This is a genomic window from Alishewanella sp. HL-SH06 (genome assembly GCF_052656265.1).
The window spans coordinates 1,270,242-1,288,151 of sequence record NZ_CP199752.1 but is presented as its reverse complement, the minus strand read 5'-3'; the positions used below and the strand labels follow the sequence as shown (position 1 = coordinate 1,288,151).

General features: G+C 46.5%; 15 protein-coding genes and 1 other RNA gene. 8 read left to right on the top strand and 8 right to left on the bottom strand.

What is annotated here, in order from left to right:
- The first annotated feature begins 205 nt into the window (after positions 1–205).
- The 4 genes from dinG to ACUJFK_RS05985 are packed head-to-tail and all read left to right on the top strand — an operon-like array spanning position 206 to position 4,562.
- A complete protein-coding gene (dinG, locus tag ACUJFK_RS06000) occupies positions 206–2,260 on the top strand; it encodes an ATP-dependent DNA helicase DinG (RefSeq protein ID WP_445426344.1) in 2,055 nt (684 codons plus the stop codon).
- Between the two features lie 16 nt (positions 2,261–2,276).
- Positions 2,277–3,056 (top strand): sulfite exporter TauE/SafE family protein, encoded by a 780-nt coding sequence (locus ACUJFK_RS05995; protein WP_306176946.1) that lies wholly within the window; start codon positions 2,277–2,279, stop codon positions 3,054–3,056.
- 1 nt (position 3,057) lies between these two features.
- A complete protein-coding gene (gene priC, locus ACUJFK_RS05990; RefSeq protein ID WP_445426343.1) occupies positions 3,058–3,627 on the top strand; it encodes a primosomal replication protein PriC in 570 nt (189 codons plus the stop codon).
- Entirely contained in the window at positions 3,624–4,562 is a 939-nt protein-coding gene (locus tag ACUJFK_RS05985) for a histone deacetylase family protein (RefSeq protein WP_445426342.1), read from the top strand. Before priC ends, ACUJFK_RS05985 begins: the two co-directional genes overlap by 4 nt.
- On the opposite strand, the gene ACUJFK_RS05980 is transcribed toward ACUJFK_RS05985, so the two are convergent.
- Positions 4,533–5,630 carry a tryptophan 2,3-dioxygenase family protein gene (locus tag ACUJFK_RS05980; protein WP_445426341.1) on the bottom strand — a complete coding sequence of 366 codons (1,098 nt, stop codon included), beginning with the start codon at positions 5,628–5,630 and terminating at the stop codon, positions 4,533–4,535. The two genes, ACUJFK_RS05985 and ACUJFK_RS05980, sit on opposite strands and share 30 nt — an antisense overlap.
- Before the next feature lie 124 nt (positions 5,631–5,754).
- On the opposite strand from ACUJFK_RS05980, the gene ACUJFK_RS05975 reads away from it, so the two are divergent.
- Both ACUJFK_RS05975 and ACUJFK_RS05970 read left to right on the top strand, forming a co-directional pair.
- Positions 5,755–6,012, top strand: a complete 258-nt coding sequence (locus ACUJFK_RS05975; protein ID WP_306176950.1) for a late competence development ComFB family protein — start codon at positions 5,755–5,757, stop codon at positions 6,010–6,012.
- The gene (locus tag ACUJFK_RS05970) at positions 6,012–6,167 is read left to right on the top strand and encodes a DUF2496 domain-containing protein (protein ID WP_445426340.1); all 156 of its coding nucleotides are present in this window, start codon (positions 6,012–6,014) and stop codon (positions 6,165–6,167) included. The genes ACUJFK_RS05975 and ACUJFK_RS05970 overlap by 1 nt, the downstream gene beginning before the upstream one ends.
- A 680-nt stretch (positions 6,168–6,847) precedes the next feature.
- On the opposite strand, the gene ffs is transcribed toward ACUJFK_RS05970, so the two are convergent.
- Together ffs and ACUJFK_RS05960 are read right to left on the bottom strand one after the other, a co-directional pair.
- Positions 6,848–6,944, bottom strand: an RNA gene (gene ffs / locus ACUJFK_RS05965) — signal recognition particle sRNA small type.
- A gap of 109 nt (positions 6,945–7,053) precedes the next feature.
- Positions 7,054–7,923 (bottom strand): DUF3014 domain-containing protein, encoded by an 870-nt coding sequence (locus ACUJFK_RS05960; RefSeq protein WP_445426339.1) that lies wholly within the window; start codon positions 7,921–7,923, stop codon positions 7,054–7,056.
- Between the two features lie 137 nt (positions 7,924–8,060).
- Between ACUJFK_RS05960 and ACUJFK_RS05955 the strand changes: the two genes are divergently transcribed.
- Both ACUJFK_RS05955 and ACUJFK_RS05950 read left to right on the top strand, forming a co-directional pair.
- The gene (locus tag ACUJFK_RS05955) at positions 8,061–9,203 is read left to right on the top strand and encodes a patatin-like phospholipase family protein (RefSeq protein WP_445426338.1); all 1,143 of its coding nucleotides are present in this window, start codon (positions 8,061–8,063) and stop codon (positions 9,201–9,203) included.
- Positions 9,204–9,337: 134 nt separating this feature from the next.
- Entirely contained in the window at positions 9,338–10,279 is a 942-nt protein-coding gene (locus ACUJFK_RS05950) for a GGDEF domain-containing protein (protein ID WP_445426337.1), read from the top strand.
- Here ACUJFK_RS05950 and tilS read toward each other — a convergent pair.
- The 5 genes from tilS to lpxB are packed head-to-tail and all read right to left on the bottom strand — an operon-like array spanning position 10,233 to position 17,848.
- Positions 10,233–11,564 carry a tRNA lysidine(34) synthetase TilS gene (tilS, locus tag ACUJFK_RS05945; RefSeq protein ID WP_445426336.1) on the bottom strand — a complete coding sequence of 444 codons (1,332 nt, stop codon included), beginning with the start codon at positions 11,562–11,564 and terminating at the stop codon, positions 10,233–10,235. The genes ACUJFK_RS05950 and tilS overlap by 47 nt on opposite strands.
- 27 nt (positions 11,565–11,591) lie before the next feature.
- Positions 11,592–12,548 carry an acetyl-CoA carboxylase carboxyl transferase subunit alpha gene (accA, locus tag ACUJFK_RS05940; protein WP_226749743.1) on the bottom strand — a complete coding sequence of 319 codons (957 nt, stop codon included), beginning with the start codon at positions 12,546–12,548 and terminating at the stop codon, positions 11,592–11,594.
- Positions 12,549–12,565: 17 nt separating this feature from the next.
- The gene (gene dnaE, locus ACUJFK_RS05935; RefSeq protein ID WP_445426761.1) at positions 12,566–16,066 is read right to left on the bottom strand and encodes a DNA polymerase III subunit alpha; all 3,501 of its coding nucleotides are present in this window, start codon (positions 16,064–16,066) and stop codon (positions 12,566–12,568) included.
- A complete protein-coding gene (rnhB, locus tag ACUJFK_RS05930) occupies positions 16,063–16,692 on the bottom strand; it encodes a ribonuclease HII (protein WP_226749742.1) in 630 nt (209 codons plus the stop codon). Before rnhB ends, dnaE begins: the two co-directional genes overlap by 4 nt.
- Positions 16,685–17,848 carry a lipid-A-disaccharide synthase gene (gene lpxB / locus ACUJFK_RS05925; protein WP_445426335.1) on the bottom strand — a complete coding sequence of 388 codons (1,164 nt, stop codon included), beginning with the start codon at positions 17,846–17,848 and terminating at the stop codon, positions 16,685–16,687. The genes rnhB and lpxB overlap by 8 nt, the downstream gene beginning before the upstream one ends.
- Between the last annotated feature and the right edge of the window lie 62 nt (positions 17,849–17,910).

Genomic DNA, 17,910 nt, shown 5'->3' with positions numbered 1-17,910 from the left:
CAAGAAATCGTTGGAATTATTATTCCACGTCTTGATAATAAACATAACAATCGGGCTGGTCAATCATGTCAACCAAACAAAGTTGTTCAACATTTGTATTTTTTAACCGCGAAAAGCATTAAATACCTTTACTATACAAATCAGATACATACTGATGCAAAAGTAACTTTTGACGAGCAAATGTAAAAACTAAGAAGATTTTAAGATGCTAAATAACGGTACAAAACAACAGATTAGGCAAATACATCAACAATTAAAACAACAATTGCCTAACTACCAGCCTCGGCCCACGCAGAATAAATTGATCGCGGAAATAGCGAATATCGTTGCAGGCAAGTACGATAGACACGATCGCATCGGTTTAATTGAGGCGGGTACCGGTACCGGCAAATCTTTAGCCTATTTGCTTGGCACCCTACCTTATGCCTTAAGTCAAAAGAAAATAGTGGTGATTGCGACGGCAACAGTGGCACTGCAAGAGCAGCTTATTAATAAAGACCTACCTTTTTTTCGGCAACACAGCGGCTTAGAGTTTGATTACAGCTTGGTGAAAGGGCGCCAGCGGTATGCCTGTATTGAACGTTTACAACAACAAATACAACAACCCACGCTGTTTAGTCAGGATGCACCTGATGCCCATCAACAAGCGTTATTACAGCGTTTATTAGACGCTTGGCAACAACGTAAGTGGCTGGGCGACCGCGATACGTTACCCGAGCCTGTAACTGACGAGCTCTGGTATAGCTTACAAGCCGATGCGCACTACTGCAGTAAAACACAGCGTCGACATTTACACTGCCCTTTTCACTTAGCCCGTGCTGAAATCAGCAATGCACAAGTGCTAGTGGTCAATCACAGTTTACTGTTATCAGATTTATTAAACGGTGGCGCGGTATTGCCCGAACCGGCAGAAACCCTTTATGTGATTGATGAAGCACATCATCTCGCAAGCTGTGGCAGAGAGCTACTGAGCGCCAGCGCACAATTAACGGAAAATGGCCCTTGGTTAGAGAAATTTCGGAAGACGCTTACGCAACTTCAAGCCGTTTTACCCGATACCGCATTGCGCGATTGCATGCGCTTAGACGATGCGGTGAGTGATTTTAACGTCGCGCTTAAACCGATTCAGCGCAGTGTGCAAGAATTTCTACCCAGTTGGTTTAGCAGTAAACAGCAAACCGAATATCGTTTTAAACACGCGGCTTTACCCAAATTGTGGCAGCAACAAGCTGAGGTTTTGGCACAAGCGGGGCAAAAAGCCACTAACCTGTGCGATAAGTTGTTAACCGAGCTACAGCAAAAGCTTTCGGAAAACATTAAAATCCCTAAGCTGTGGTACACGTTATTACAAGAGCTGGCTTATGCGCGCCAACGCTTTGAACAACAGCAAGCCCTGTGGCAATTATTACAACAAGCGCAAGAAGAACCCGCTTGGCAAGCGCGTTGGTTACAGCGGCGTGCTGATACCGATCTTTTATTTATGCACGCCAGCCCCTTGGCTGCCGGCTTACAATTAGAACAGCTATTATTTAGCCAAGCCTTTGCAGTGATCCTTTGCTCTGCCACACTGACCGCCTTAAACTCGTTCGATTATGCCAAAAAGGAATTAGGGTTAAATGCCCATACTGGCTTGCAATGTTTACAAGTCGATTCACCTTTTGCTTATCAACAACAAGCTGAAATACTGCTACCCAAAACACGCTGTGAACCTACTGACAGCGCTTTTACCGCTGAATTGGTGCGCCTATTACCGCATTATCTCAATACCCCTGCCGGATCGTTGGTGTTATTTGCGTCTTATTGGCAAATGCAAGAAGTGGCCACGGAGCTTCGCAAACAAGGCTTTATGCTACTTGTACAAGGCGAGGCTTCGCGACAAGCTTTGCTGCAATTACATGCTGATCGGGTTAATGGCGATAACGCCAGCATATTATTTGGAACACAAAGCTTTTCGGAAGGGTTAGATTTACCTGGTAAACTGCTTACCAATTTAGTGATCACTAAACTTCCCTTTGCCGTGCCCACTTCACCGCTGGAAGAGGCCTTGAGTGAAGCCATCACCGCCCGAGGCGGTAATGCTTTTTTACAATTAAGTATTCCGGCTGCGGCGAAAAAACTGGTGCAGTCTTGTGGTAGACTGCTGCGCCAAGAGCAAGATGAAGGGCGTATCGTTATTTTAGATCGCCGACTGGTAAGTAAAACTTATGGTAAAGCCATGCTTGATGCACTGCCGCCATTTCGACGAAATATAGAATACTGACAGGATCTCAACCGTTATGCCCGAGCTGGTTCTTACGACAGAACTGCTGCTATTACTCTGCAGTGTGGCCTTTATTGCCGGTTATATTGATGCTATCGCCGGCGGTGGTGGTTTATTAACAGTACCGGCTTTGCTTACCGCGGGCTTGCCACCGCATGTGGTGTTAGGTACCAATAAACTGGCCGCGACCTTTGGTTCTTTTACCGCTTCGCTAACTTATTATCGAAAGCGTCTATTTAACCCGCGTTATTGGCGCACCAGCCTGATTTTTACCGCCCTGGGCGCATTAATCGGCACCTTGGTCGTCGATCAATTAAGTACCGTATTGCTAGAAAAACTGTTACCCATCCTCATTCTTTTTGCTGCGATCTATACCCTATTTAATCGCATGCAGCCCGATGATCGGATGACATTACCGACACAGAGTAAAAAATTGTTTTGGCAACAACGTCTGCAAGGGCTCACTTTGGGCTTTTATGATGGCGTAGCCGGCCCGGGTACTGGCGCTTTCTGGATGGTATCGACCATGGCAATGTATAAAATTAACTTACTACTCACCAGTGGTGTCGCCAGAACCATGAATTTTGTCAGTAATGGGTTTTCATTGGCCGCTTTTATTGTGCTGGGCCATGTACATTTTACCCTCGGTTTAGCCATGGGTTTTTGCTTGATGTGCGGCGCATGGTTAGGTGCGCACTCTGCCATTCGTTTCGGTAGTAAATTTATCCGGCCCGTATTTATCAGTGTGGTCATTGCCATTGCGGCACGTTTAGCGTGGCAGGCTTGGAGTGCTTAAGATGAACAGCTTAACCTCGGAGCAACTGCGTCATTTACAAGCTCAATTGCAGCAATTATTAAGCTGGGCGCAACAACTTGATCGGCAAAGAAAACCCGGTAAGCCGGTGCACTGGTTCGATTCTGCCTTGTTTAGTTGTCATTCACCGGATCTGGCAGATTATGTGCAGGATAGCGTGCGTAATCTTAACCGACTGCAACAACAAGCTGATAACTTATCTGCCACGGCAAAACAACGGATTACTGAACGTTTAAATGAACAAATCTCGGCGTTAACCCAGGCATTCCGGCTCAATCAAGTGCGCCAACAACATCAGCATGTCGCGGCTTCTCGTAGTAAAGCGGCGGTGCAACAGCTTGCGGTCACAGGTCAGCAGTTATATCAGCAGCTAAGTGAATACCAACAATATGAAAGCCGCTTATTAGACATGGTGCGACAATCCGAGCGGGAAAGTGATGCAGAAGCAACCAACCGCACTTTGACCCTACATGGTCGCTTGGGTCGCTGTCGAAAAGCGATTTATGAGGTTGAGTTAGCCATTCAAAAACTGGAGTCAGGAAAAAACCGATGAGCCAAGCGCTACCGCCGCTAATTTATCATCCTTGTTACAGCGAATTAGCTTTACCCGAACGCCATCGTTACCCAATTGGTAAGTATCGCGCTTTGCAACAAGCACTGCTCGCTATCGGTGTACCTGCTGCACATTTTACCGAAGCGCCAGCTGTCCTACCGGCCGATCTCAGTTGTATCCATGCAAGTCACTATGTTGAAGCCTTATGCAGCGGCACGCTGGATGCCAAAGCCATGCGCCGTATTGGTTTTCCGTGGTCTGAACAACTAATTTCACGCTCATTGCAATCGATAGGTGGCACTTTACACACCGCAGAATTAGCGTTAGCGCAAGGCTTAGCCGTGCATCTAAGCGGTGGTTATCATCACGCTTTTCATGATTTTGGCAGTGGCTTTTGCTTGTTTAATGATTTGGCTTTCACCGCGAAAACATTGAAACAACGGGGTGTGGGCCCGGTCTTAATTTTTGATCTGGATGTGCATCAAGGCGATGGTACCGCGCTGCTGTTAGCCAATGAGCCAGAGATTATCACTGCTTCCATTCATTGTGAGAAAAACTTTCCGGCACGCAAACAGCACTCTGATTGGGATATTGGCGTAGCAACGAACTGTAGCGAACACGAGTATTTAGAAACCGTGCAGCAAAGCTTAGACAGTTTATTAACGTGGTATCGCCCTGAACTGGTTTTGTACGACGCAGGCGTGGATGTGCATAAAAATGATGATTTAGGTTTATTATCGATCAGCACGGCCACTATCGCCCAGCGCGATCAGTTAGTTCTCGAAAGCTGCCGCGCCAAACATATCCCAGTCGCGGCAGTCATTGGCGGAGGCTATCAACGCGATCTCGCCGCACTCACTGCGGTGCATCTGCAGTTATTTAAAGCGGCGTTCAACGTATTTGGCTCAAGCTTGGGGCGCGAAATAAAAACCTAACTGCCGTTTGATCGGCGTGGGTAAGGCCGGTAAAGCTGACTTTGGCAGTAAAAAAGTTGCCATAGTGAATAAATCGGTGAAGATACGATTCTTCTCAGTAGTGCGCTTTAAATAATCATGCCCTGACGATCCACCGGTGCCAATTTTACTGCCCAACATCCGTTGTACCATCATGGCATGCTTGTAACGCCAGATCGTCAGTTGCTCATCAATCTCTGTTAAACAAGTTAATAACTGAAACGGTAAATTGAACAGCGGTTCTTCTTGATACAAGTTGATAAACAAGGCCGATAGCATGGCTTTTTGACTTAACCGAAAACTACCTTGCTGTTGTAATTGCTGATATTTCTCCGGATCGAGTAAGGCCGAAAATTTTTCACGCGTACGGGCGATTTCTTGCAACTGAAGATCACGCTCGGTATCCGATATCTGCTCAATTTGCGAAACGATACTCTGATCATTTTGCAACATCTGCTCGGTTGCTTGTTGGTACATTTGCCAAAAACTAAAGTCTTCAAATTGTAAGAACGGCATGCGCTCTAACCACTTTTCAATGCGTTCAAACAAACTTGGCGCCTGCTCTAAGTTTTGTAAAAACTCACGATCGGCGGCATTTAACCGGCTATAAAATGAGTTTTTATCAAAATCGATGCGAAATTCGCTTTTTAAACCCAAACCAATTTCGAGCATTTTAAATTGAATGCTCTGAAAACCGGAGGCCGGCACTAAGTAATCGCGAAACGCCATAAAGTCTTGCGGTGTCATCGTTTCGATGACTGCAATTTGCTGATTAAGCAGTTGCTGAATACTGATAATACGCTTTAATTTATGCACCATACCGGTCAATTGTTCATCTTTGACTTCAGCTGCAGCGAACACCGCCATAACAGCACCTAGCTCATGCAAAATTTGTTTAAACCACAGTTCATATACCTGATGTACTATAATGAATAAGGTTTCATCATGGGCTTCAGCGCCATAGCGCTTACTTTCCGGGGCTTGGGCGGTTAAAAGCTTGTCGAGTTGCAAGTAATCGCCGTAGTAACATGCTGTTGTATTTTTTTGCATACGCTTAATAACCACTTATCGCTGTTCAGCGCATTGTAACAAGGCGCGCGACTAACTCAATCTTTCAGTAGTCTTTTCGATCAAAGCTGATTATGCTTAAAGTACATTAACGAGGAGAAACGCCATGACATTGGATAACGATATTCATAATTTTTATGAAAAACTATTGTTAGATCATATTGTTGAGCTGGGATTAGACCAAGAAAAAGACAGCGAGTATTTAGCTGATTTATGCTGTATCTCTTTAAATTTATTACCGCCACGATACATTCGCTATGAAGTGGATATGTCATTTTACATGCCACAAAGTGAACGCTTTGAAATGCAAATGAAAGTAAAAGAAGCTATTAGCCGCGCCCGCAACTTTTTGGATAACCAGTAATGTCATCTCTTGAGCAGGCACCCGACCATGTCAAACTGGCCGTCGATTTAATTGTGTTATTAGAACAACAGCAATTACCGGCAGATACCCTGCTCGCCGCCTTAAAATTAGTCGTCAAAGATACTGAAAACAAACTGGCCGCGGCCTTAGAATAAGCGCGGAGTAGCGAACCGCTCAAAGGCGATGAGTTAAACTTTTCGCCCTTGGGCGATATAGGTTCTTTTTCGGGATCGCGAGCTAACCAAGGGCCGGTACCAAGGTTCTATTACGCAGCGTTTAACGTTTTCGCCGTTGGCGAGATACTTTCTTTTGCGTCGCCAAAAGAAAGTATCCAAAGAAAATGCGACCCTACGTTGCTGCGAAACACCGGCTCAACCTAACACAGCCAAGGCGACGAGGTAACTCGTTCGGCACTACCGTGCCTCGCTCAAACACCCCTCGTCTTAAAACCTTGGCCGCGCTAGCTTGCCCGGCTTGCAACGTAATGGGATTAACAGCAAAAACGGTTATGACTTTTTGCATTCACGTGGATTTAGCTTCGCAGTCAGATACCTAGATCATAACCGTATGCTGCAGATTACATTTTTAATCTCTAGTCTCTGCCCCTGAGGGATCGGATTAAAGCTGGATGAGTTAATAGCGAAGTAAACTTTGGCTGGAGACGTCTTTTTCAGGGATGAAAAAGAGGAGCGTACAGGGAGGTATTTACCGCGTGCTCCAGCCGACGCTTTACGCAGCGTTTAACCTGTTCGTCTTAACAAGATAACGACGAAGCAACAGCGTAGGTGAAAATTTTGAATGAAATAGCGTCAACAGCGAGGGGTTTGGGTGGCAACTCCACCAGCCACATCCCGGCACATACATCATAAACTGTGGCTGCTTCCTTCCGGACCTGACCAGGTTCGCCTACTAGTATTGCGAGAGGACCAATGGAGTTACCATGGTATTGCCTTGATGGCAGCGCGCATTATCCGCAAAACCGTTCGGGGTTGCAAGTGCTAAGCAGCAACCTGCAACCCTAACGCTGATAAAAACAACAGTTTAATTACCTAAAGCTTGCTGATAGGTTTGCAGCACCGCTTTTAAACGACGTTGTTGCGCCAGTGATAAGCGTAATAATTGCTTCTGCGCTTCAGGTAACGCCTCTAACTGCGGATCAGCGTAAATATACATGACCGAAGGGCGGATTAATTCGGGCTGACTCGACAACTCTGGCGTAGCCAGCAATAGATTAATCGTTTGACGTAAACGCTGTTCAAAACTCATGTCAGGATAGCCGAGTTCGGCGAAAGCCTCGTCAAGCAAGGGTTGATAGCGCGCTTTCAAAGCCAATAACTGTCTTGCTGGTACGCTTTCTAACAGCTGAATATAAGGCTCATAGCGGGCGGCATTCGCTGCAGCCATCCGAAAACGATCCGGCGCCACTTGCTCAACTAAAAAAGCGTCAGCCGGTGCAGATAACACGGCATGGCCTGCGACTAATCGGCCTTGCGCTAAATTATCAACCGTGACCACAAAATGCCGCACCATATCTTCACGATTAAATAGCGATGCCATACCCGCTTTCCAGTTCAGCGCTAACAAATCTTCGCTTATCACTTTATCAGAGGTATTCAAAGGTGGTAACGGCGGTAGCTCGGGTTTCACTTCGGCAATGGGTGTTTCAATGGTTGCTATCGGCTCTGGCATAACGGCAGGTTCGTTAACAGGTTCAGGTTGCATTTGCTCAGCTTGCTCTACTGCGACCACTTGTTCGGGTTGCGGTAATAATACCGGTGGCAGCATGACGGTTTCGGTCGGTTCGGCCGGGCCTTTGAATAAAAACCATAATGCAGCGATAATGATTAAAACTACGCCGGCTAAACCGGCATAATATACGGACTGTCCACCACCTGAAGCTTGTTGTGACATAGTGATTTACCTGTGCTTTTGAAATAAATAACCCTTAAGGGTGTCTAGCATTGCATTAATCTCAATTATCAGCAATATACTAATTGAAGAGTACAGGTTGTAGAAAAAGTTCAGTACAGGATGTTTAACACCTTATTATGCAAACAGACCCCACAGTAACATCTAGCAAGACCGCATTAATGTTAACCGGTGGTGGCGCACGAGCGGCCTATCAAGTTGGCGTGCTTAAAGCGATTGCCAGTCAATATCCACGCAGTAGCCCACTACCATTTAAGATTATCAGTGGCACTTCTGCTGGCGCCATCAATGGTGCAGGCCTTGCCTGCTATGCCTCTTGTTTTCATTTAGGGGTGAAAAAAATTGAATCGGTTTGGCGAAACTTTCATACCGCGCAGGTTTATTACTCTGATTATCCTCGGCTAATTCGCCATCAAATTCGTAATGTTTACAGTGCCTTTCAAGCAGACTATGCCAATAAAAAACCGGTCAGCTTACTGGATAACAAACCGCTTAAACAGTTATTAAACAAAATTCTCGACTTGCAGCGCATTGACCTAAATATTATGCGCGGTTATCTGTCTAGCTTCTCGGTTACCACCTCTTGTTATAATACTGGCGATTCGATTAGCTTTTTTCAATCTGATACGGCAGAAGAATGGCGCCGAGCCAAACGTTGTGGCCAACGCACCCTGTTAGATGTACATCATTTAATGGCTTCTGCGGCGATACCGCTGCTGTTTCCCTCGGTACGTATCCATCAACGCTACTTTGGTGATGGCTCAGTTAATCAATTGGCGCCCCTCAGCTCGCCGATCCATTTGGGTGCTGACAAAATTTTGATTATTGGTGTCGACGATCCACGCCGTGGTGCTTTTCGAGAGCGCAGCTTACACCACCCAGATTTAGCCACGGTGGCAGGCCATTTACTTGATACGGTATTTACCGACACGCTGAACTCCGATTTAGAGCGAATGCAGCGCATCAATAAAACCGTTGAGCTGTTAAAGCAGCACAATATTGAAACGGAACTCAAGCCCGTGCAAAGCTACATGATTAATCCAAGCCAAAATTTTAATCAATTAGCCAGTGAATACTTTTTGTGTTTACCGATCGCCATTCGCTCCCTATTGCGCGTTACGGGTATTCGGCAACACTCTGATTCAAGCTTAGTCAGTTATCTATTATTCGAACAAAAATACACGCGCCGTTTAATTGAATTAGGCTTTGAAGATGGTATGCAGCAGATGGATAGCATCATGCAATTTCTTGCCGCACCATAAAATTAATGCCGTCAAAAAACCGCCAATCTTAAACACAACTAAACTTAATCAAATAAAAACAACAACTTAAAAAACTGGCCTAACATTTGCTTAATCCTTGTCAGTGCAACAATAAATTCTGGTAAGGTGAGCATATGTGGCAAGAATCAAGCAACTTAACTAACGCGTTTGGTGACTTATCCATCGGCAGTATTTGGCAAGAAACTCCAGACTGCAGTGAAAGCAGTTTAGTCAGTCAATTACAAACCACCTTAGACTTGCAGCAGCAATTGGATATTTTTTCCATGAGCGCAGGTCGTGTTTTGCCTCTTTGCGGAATGACGTTAAATACCCACTCCAGCAACTTGCAAGCCCGTGGTTCAAAAAAAGGGGCTTATCATCACCAATCAAAATTGGTGCTAGAAAACCAAGTATTAGCTGAGATTAGTTATGATTCGGCGCATGCGTTTACGCCTTTAGTGCAACGGCAACTGCTGTTATTAGAATCAGAGTGGCTGTTTGCATTGCGCAATGCACTATTGGTCAGTCGCTTGCAGCAAATGGCTTTGAAAGATCCATTAACCACGTTAGGCAACCGTCGCTTTTTTGACGATAGTTTTGTCAAATCCGTGCAACTGGCTAAGCGCCATCAACTACCTTTGACGTTATTGTTATTAGATTTAGATAACTTTAAACAAGTTAATGATAACTCTGGCCACTATGTGGGTGATGAGGTGTTGATCGCGGTAGCAGATTGTATGCGGGAATCGCTAAGAGCCACTGACAGCTTGTTCCGCTTTGGTGGGGACGAATTTGCGGTATTGCTCTCTGATAGTGATGCAGAGCATGCGGATGTGGTGGCTGATCGTTTACTGCAAAGCATTTATACTAATGCTTTTTTAGCGAGCCATAACGTCGGTTGCAGTATTGGTATGGCGCGGTTATCGGCTGAACATCAACCGCGCGATTTATTTCATGCCGCCGATGAAGCCTTATACCAGGCTAAATTATCAGGCAAAGGTCGGGTCAGTCAATATAATGGCGGCCGTGTTAAGTTGTTAGAAAAGGCAGCTCATTCTTTGCTGGCTGCCAGCTAAGCCACGCTTTAGCTTGTTCATCGCTGTAGCTACTGGCATAACCAGCGACTAACACCAATTGGCCCTCATGCAGCAGCAACGGTATTTGCCCTCTCTGCCAAGGGGGCGATTGCCATTGCTTAAACCACTGCTTTAACGGCTTAGTCTGCTTTCCTGCCGGTTTAAACGGCAAATTTAACATACCAAATACCACTTGATACTGTTGTGACACTTCAGCTAATGCTAATGCTCCCGCTACCTTGGTTTTATGCCAGAGTAACAGCCCCCGATCTTCGGGTAACTGACAGGCTTGTTGCCAAGTTAATACGCAACTGGGTAAGGCTTGCCGTTGAGAATCGTTATTCAGTAAATAAAGATGCTGTTGATAACGGCGAACCAACAAGCGCCCGGCCACTAATTGCGGCTGAGCATCGGCTTGCGCCGCGATAACTTGCTGTTTTAACGTTAAAAGCCACTGTGTATCTGGATTAAAACCGGCAGCATATAACCAACGGCGTAACACCAAGTCTTGCTGTAAGGGATGCTGCTGACTCAGTGCAATAAGATCGAGCTTATCTGGCGTAGCACACCGCGCTAACGCTTGTTCGGTATAATATTCCGCTAAACTGGCGGCATCTTGCAGATGTTGCACACTGCGCCCTACCGTACTGAGCCACTGCGGCCAGCGCTGTTTTAATACCGGGCTCACCGCATGTCGCACAAAATTGCGCTCAAACTCGGTGTTCTGATTACTTTCATCTTCTACCCAAGACAGCGCATGGCTAGTGGCATAATCCATTAACTGTTGGCGACTGATGGCCAGTAACGGCCGCCACAACTGGCCTTTGGCAAAATGTCGACAGCTTGGCATGGCGGCTAAACCGTTTAAGCCGGTACCGCGTTTTAATGCTAGCAGTAGGGTCTCGAATTGATCATCTGCATGATGTGCGCACACTAAGCTCGTTTGAGGCTCAGTAATATAATCCGCTAGTACCTGATACCTTGCGCGGCGTGCTTGTTGCTCAATATTGGTATTAGACGGCAGGTGTACATGGCAAAGCTCAAAAGGCAGGTTAAGCTGTCGACACTGTTGCTGGCAGAAACGGGCCCAGGCATCGGCTTGCGGGCTTAGCCCGTGATGTACATGCACCACTTGCAAGGGAATGGCGTGTTGTTGGCATAAAGGCCAAAGTAAATGCAATAAAACTTGTGAGTCTAAGCCACCGCTATAAGCCAACACCAGCCGCGAGGGCTGGTGTTGATGCAGTTGCTTGAGCAAATACTGGCTTAAGTCTGTTCGGTGCAAAGCTGACCTATCCTCAGCTAGCTATGCTTAACAATAACCGTAAGACATTAAACGCTTGTAGCGTTTTTCTAGTAATTCTGCGGTACTGAGTTTTTGTAACTTCTCTAAGTCACGCAGTAAAGCCTGCTTTAAGGTGCTGGCCATTTGCTCTGGCGAGCGATGGGCGCCACCTAGTGGCTCAGTAATCACTTCGTCAATTAATTTTAGCTCTTTTAACCGACCGGCAGTAATACCCATAGCATCAGCCGCTAATGGCGCTTTTTCAGCGCTTTTCCATAAAATAGAAGCACAGCCTTCTGGCGAGATAACCGAATACGTGCTGTATTGCAACATATTCACTTTGTCGCCCACGCCAATAGCTAAAGCACCACCAGAACCACCTTCACCCACTACCGTACAGATCACCGGCACTTTCAAACCGGCCATCACTTTTAAATTACGGGCAATGGCTTCAGATTGGCCGCGCTCTTCAGCGCCGATACCTGGGTAAGCACCTGGCGTATCAATAAACGTAATGATCGGTAATTTAAAGCGTTCGGCCATTTCCATTAAGCGTAAGGCTTTACGATAACCCTCTGGTCTTGGCATGCCAAAGTTACGACGGATTTTTTCTTTAGTATCGCGACCTTTTTGATGGCCGATGACCATCACCGCTTGCTCACCAAGACGGGCCGTTCCGCCGACAATCGCATTGTCATTAGCAAAAGCCCGATCGCCACACAGTTCATCAAAATCGGTAAACATATGCCGAAGATAATCAAAGGTATATGGCCGACGAGGATGGCGCGCTAATTGTGCAACTTGCCATGCACCTAATTCCGCAAAAATCTTTTTGGTCAGCGTCAGGCTTTTTTCTTTTAATTTGTTAATTTCTTCTTCTAACCCAAGATCATAATCGCCATTGCGACTGACATTGCGTAATTCGTCTATTTTTGCTTCCAGTTCAGCAATAGGTTGCTCAAACTCTAAATAATTCAGCATCATCGACTATCACTACCTAATTAATTAAATTCCAATTCTATTGTTGCCATTTGTCGTAACTGATGCAACAAAGCGTCTGTGGGCGTAACCCACCATGCTGTCCCTAACTGCAGTCTAACCTGCCCTTCCTCGCGTTGATACCAAAGATGTACTGGCACGGTGCCAGCTTGATACTCGGCTAACGCCCGTTTTAACTTTTCCAGATAATTCTGATCAATCTGCATCGATTGTACAGTGATATTCAGAGATTTCAGCGATTTTTCTCGCATCGCGGTAATTTCGCTGACATCGCGGCCGGACATTGTAAGGCCACCGTTAAAATCATCAAAGCTGACCTGTCCATTAACCAGTAATATTCGGTCTTTTTGTAGCAATTGCTCGAAAGTTTCCAGCTGTTCTGGGAAAAATCGTACATCTAAACGAGCAGATTTATCATCTAAGGTCACAATAGCCCAGCGCCGACCTTTTTTGTTAATCATAACTCGCACAGAAACAACTAAACCTGCGACTTGCACGCTTTGATCTTTTTTCGTTGGTTGTAAATCGACTAAGCGGCAACTGGTGTAATGCTTAATTTCATCAAGGTAGCGATTTATAGGATGACCGGTTAAATATAACCCCAGCGTTTCCCGCTCGCCTTCTAACCAAACTTCATCAGACCACAGCGGCACCATTCTTAAGCTTTGTGTACCGGGTTCATCTTCGGCACCACCGAGTAAACCAAATAAATCATCCTGTCCAACCGCTTGCGCTTTGGCATGTTGCTCGGCAGCTTTCATGGCTTCTTCCAAATTAGCCATTAAAATAGCGCGTTGCGGCCCAGGATGTTGTTTAGCTCGCGTCGGCCCTAATTGATCCATAGCACCGGCTAAAATTAATTTTTCCATCACGCGTCGATTTAAACGCTTCAGATCAACCTTAGCACAGAAGTCAAACAAATCACTAAATTCACCGTGTTCACGCCGGGCCTCGATAATGGCTTCAATAGGGGCGGCTCCGACACCTTTGATGGCGCCAATACCGTAAACAATGTGCCCTTGTTCGTTCACGGTAAACTTATGTTGGCCCGCATTGACATCAGGTGGGATCAAGGTCAGCTTCATTCGCTCACATTCATCAACCAAGGTCACAATTTTATCGGTGTTATCCATATCGGCTGACATCACCGCCGCCATAAATTCGGCGGGATAATGCGCCTTCATCCATAACGTTTGATAAGAGACTAAAGCATAAGCGGCAGAGTGCGACTTGTTAAAACCGTAGCCGGCGAACTTCTCAACTAAATCGAAGATTTTTATCGCTAATTCTGGATCGATGCCATTTTTTGCGGCACCTTCTTGGAAGGTATCGCGCTGTTTCGCCATTTCTTCCGGTTTTTTCTTACCCATGGCGCGGCGAAGTAAGTCGGCACCGCCCAATGAGTAACCCGACAGCACCTGAGCGATCTGCATGACCTGCTCTTGGTAAAGAATGATGCCGTAAGTCGGTTCCAAAATAACTTTTAACGAATCATGCTGCCAAGTGGCATCGGGGTATGAAATTTCTTCACGACCACGTTTACGATCAATAAAGTTATCAACCATCCCCGATTGCAATGGACCCGGGCGGAATAATGCCACTAAGGCAATCATATCTTCGAAACAGTCAGGTTGCAGGCGTCGGATCAGATCTTTCATCCCACGCGATTCCAGCTGGAATACTGCCGTGGTATCAGCTCGCATCAGCAGTTGAAAGCTGTAGCGGTCATCCAGTGGAATACTATTAATATCGACCAGCGCACGTCCTTCTTTTTGCAAACGGGCGTTGGCCATATTGACCGCCCATTGCAAAATAGTCAGGGTACGCAAACCTAAAAAGTCGAACTTCACTAAACCAGCATATTCCACATCGTTTTTATCAAACTGTGTGACAGGGTTTTGACCGTGCTCATCACAGTAAAGCGGTGAAAAATCAGTAATTTTTGTTGGGGCGATAACCACACCGCCCGCGTGCTTTCCGGCGTTACGAGTTACCCCTTCTAACTGCCTTGCCATGTCAATCAGATCGCGAACTTCTTCATCTGAGTCATATAATTCAGGTAAGCGCGGTTCTTCTTTAAACGCTTGCTCCAAGGTCATGCCGGGCGTGGGCGGGATCAGTTTCGAGATGCGGTCAACAAACCCATAAGGATGGCCTAAGACCCGACCGACATCGCGGATCACCGCTTTCGCCGCCATGGTGCCGAAAGTTATAATTTGTGACACCGCTTCACGGCCGTACATATCGGCAACGTGTTCAATCACCTCATCTCGGCGATCCATACAGAAGTCGACGTCAAAGTCAGGCATCGATACCCGCTCGGGATTTAAGAAACGCTCAAATAGCAGGTCAAATTCCAGAGGATCAAGATCGGTAATTTTTAATGCATATGCAACTAACGAACCCGCCCCCGAGCCACGGCCAGGGCCCACCGGAATATCGTTATCCTTGCTCCATTGAATAAACTCCATGACCACCAAAAAGTAACCGGGGAAACCCATTTGGTTAATCACGTCTAGTTCAATTTGCAACCGTTCATCATAGCCGACACGCTGCGCGGCTCTGACTTGTTCATCTGGAAACAGTTGCAATAAACGGTGCTCTAAACCTTCGCGCGATTTCATCACTAAGAAATCGGCGTCTGACATGCCTCCGGTGGGAAACGCCGGTAAGAAATATTCGCCTAAACGAATCGTCACATTACAGCGTTTAGCAATTTCTACGCTGTTTTCCAAGGCTTCAGGTATATCAGCAAACAGCTGCTGCATCTCAGCTGCGGTGCGTAAGTATTGCTGCTCTGAGTAGTTTTTCGGACGACGCTTATCATCTAAGGTGAAACCATCATGGATCGCCACCCGAATTTCGTGTGCAGGGAAATCGCTGGCTTTTAAAAATACCACTTCATTAGTGGCGACCACGGGTAAATCTTCTGCTTCGGCTAAGGCAATGGCCTTTTGAATATATCGCTCTTCCTCTGCTCGGCCAGTGCGACATAATTCAATATAGAACCGCTCAGGGAAATACTGCTGATAAAAACTGACCAGCTGTTGCACACTGCCCGGATTCTCTTTTAGCAAGGCTTTGCCGAGTAAGCCATCTTTGGCACCGGATAACACGATCAGGCCCGCGGCATGTTCAATTAACCAATCATGATCTAACTGCGGTTTGCCATCGATGTGGCCGCGTAAATAGGCTTTTGAGATCAGGGTTGTCAGATTTTGATAACCCACGTTATCAGCGCATAACAGTAACAGCCGGTTTAACTCACCAGGAAAGATCGGATGTTGTACCCAGCAATCCACACCAATGATCGGTTTAATACCTGCATCGTGCGCCGTACTGTAAAAACGGACCAAACCACACATATTCATTTGATCGGTTAAGGCTAAGGCTGGCATCTGCAAACCTGCCGCCATTTTAACAATAGGTTTGATCTTCGCGACGCCATCGATCATCGAAAAGTCGCTATGCACCCGTAAATGGATAAAGGCCGGATCGCTCATCGCGCTGTAACCTCGCACTGGCCTGTCTGCTGAGCGTGTTGCTCCACGATTAACCGCACAGGTTTAAAGCTGCGCCGATGCTCAGGTAAAATGCCATATCGTTGAATTGCGGCTAAATGCGCAGCGGTGGGGTAACCTTTGTGATCCGCAAAGCCAAATTGCGGATGAGCCTGATGCAGCAGCTGCATTTCAGCGTCGCGTGCCACTTTGGCTAAAATGGAGGCAGCGCTGATCTCAGGCACCAAACTATCGCCTTTCACTACTGCTGTCGCGGGCATGGCTAACGCAGGGCAACGATTACCATCAATTAAGGCCCACTGTGGTGTAATCGCTAAACCGGCCACTGCGCGCTGCATAGCTAACAGGGTGGCATGCAAAATATTAAGCTGATCAATTTCTGCAGGCTCGGCTCGGCCTAACGCCCAACACAGAGCCTTTTCTTTAATTTCTTCGGCTAATAGCAGGCGTTTTTTCTCTGATAGTTTTTTGGAATCGTTTAACCCCTTAATCGGTTTAGTGGGATCTAAAATCACCGCAGCGGTCACAACCGCACCAATCAAAGGGCCACGGCCCACTTCATCTACGCCGGCAATCCATTCTACCTCTGGCCGAGAATACTCAAACATCTGCCATTACCTCACTGATTGCGGCTGCCGCCACCTGACTCGCCCGCTGCTTTAATTGTTGATGGATCGCTAAATACGCTTGTTGTAGTTCAATAGACGGCTCGGCAAGCAACGGCTGCATAGCACTCACCAGGGCCGTTACGTTAAGATCATCTTGCAGTAACTCGGTGACTAAGCCTTTACCCGCTAATAAATTAGGTAAGCTAACATATTGCAACTTAACCAAACGCTTGGCGATTTGAAAGGTGAGCCAATTAGTCCGATACCCCACCACCATGGCACATTTGGCTAATAAGGCTTCTAAGGTGGCGGTACCCGATGCAATAAAGGTGGCATCAGCAGCGAGTAAGACTTGGCGTGCTTGGCCGATATATTCAGTTACCACTAAATCGGCAGCGTGCTCCGCTTTTAATTGTCGCCATAAAGTGGCTTTGGCGGTAGTCACCATATTAGTAATTAATTGTATTTCTGGGCGTTGCTGCTGTAGCTCAGCCGCCGCTTTGAGAAAATCAGCAGTTAATAAGTTAATTTCGTTGGAGCGACTGCCCGGCATAATCGCCAGTACTGGGCGCGATGGATCTAAACCTAATGCCTGCTTAGCCGCCGCTTTGTCCACTTGCAACGGCATCGAGTCGGCTAAGGTATGCCCGACAAAAGTACAGGGTACTTGATACTTATCATAAAACGCTTTTTCAAACGGCAGTAATGCCAGCACCATGTCGGTTGCTCTGGCAATTTTAAAAATACGTTTATGCCGCCAGGCCCAAACTGACGGGCTAACATAATGCACGGTTTTTACGCCCTGTTGTTTTAATGCCAATTCTACTGGCAAATTAAAATCAGGCGCATCAATACCAATAAACACCGCCGGCTTATCTTGTAAAATGGCGCTGACAATTTGCCGCTTTACTTGTAATAAACGCGGTAAACGGCCTAACACTTCGACCAAGCCCATTACCGCTAACTCTTCCATATCAAATAAAGCTTGAAAGCCCTCAGCTTGCATTCGTGGACCGCCTATTCCGAAAAACTCGGCGTGGGGATAACGCTGTTTTAAAGCAACAATGAGATCCGCGCCAAGGATATCGCCAGAGTGCTCGCCAGCAATGAAGGCAAATTTAATAACGGGGGTAACGGGTAAGTCGTGTTCAGCCATATCCGGGCAAATGCTTCCTGTAAGTGTCTATCTGTCATGCGATGCGCTATAACGGCTATCTT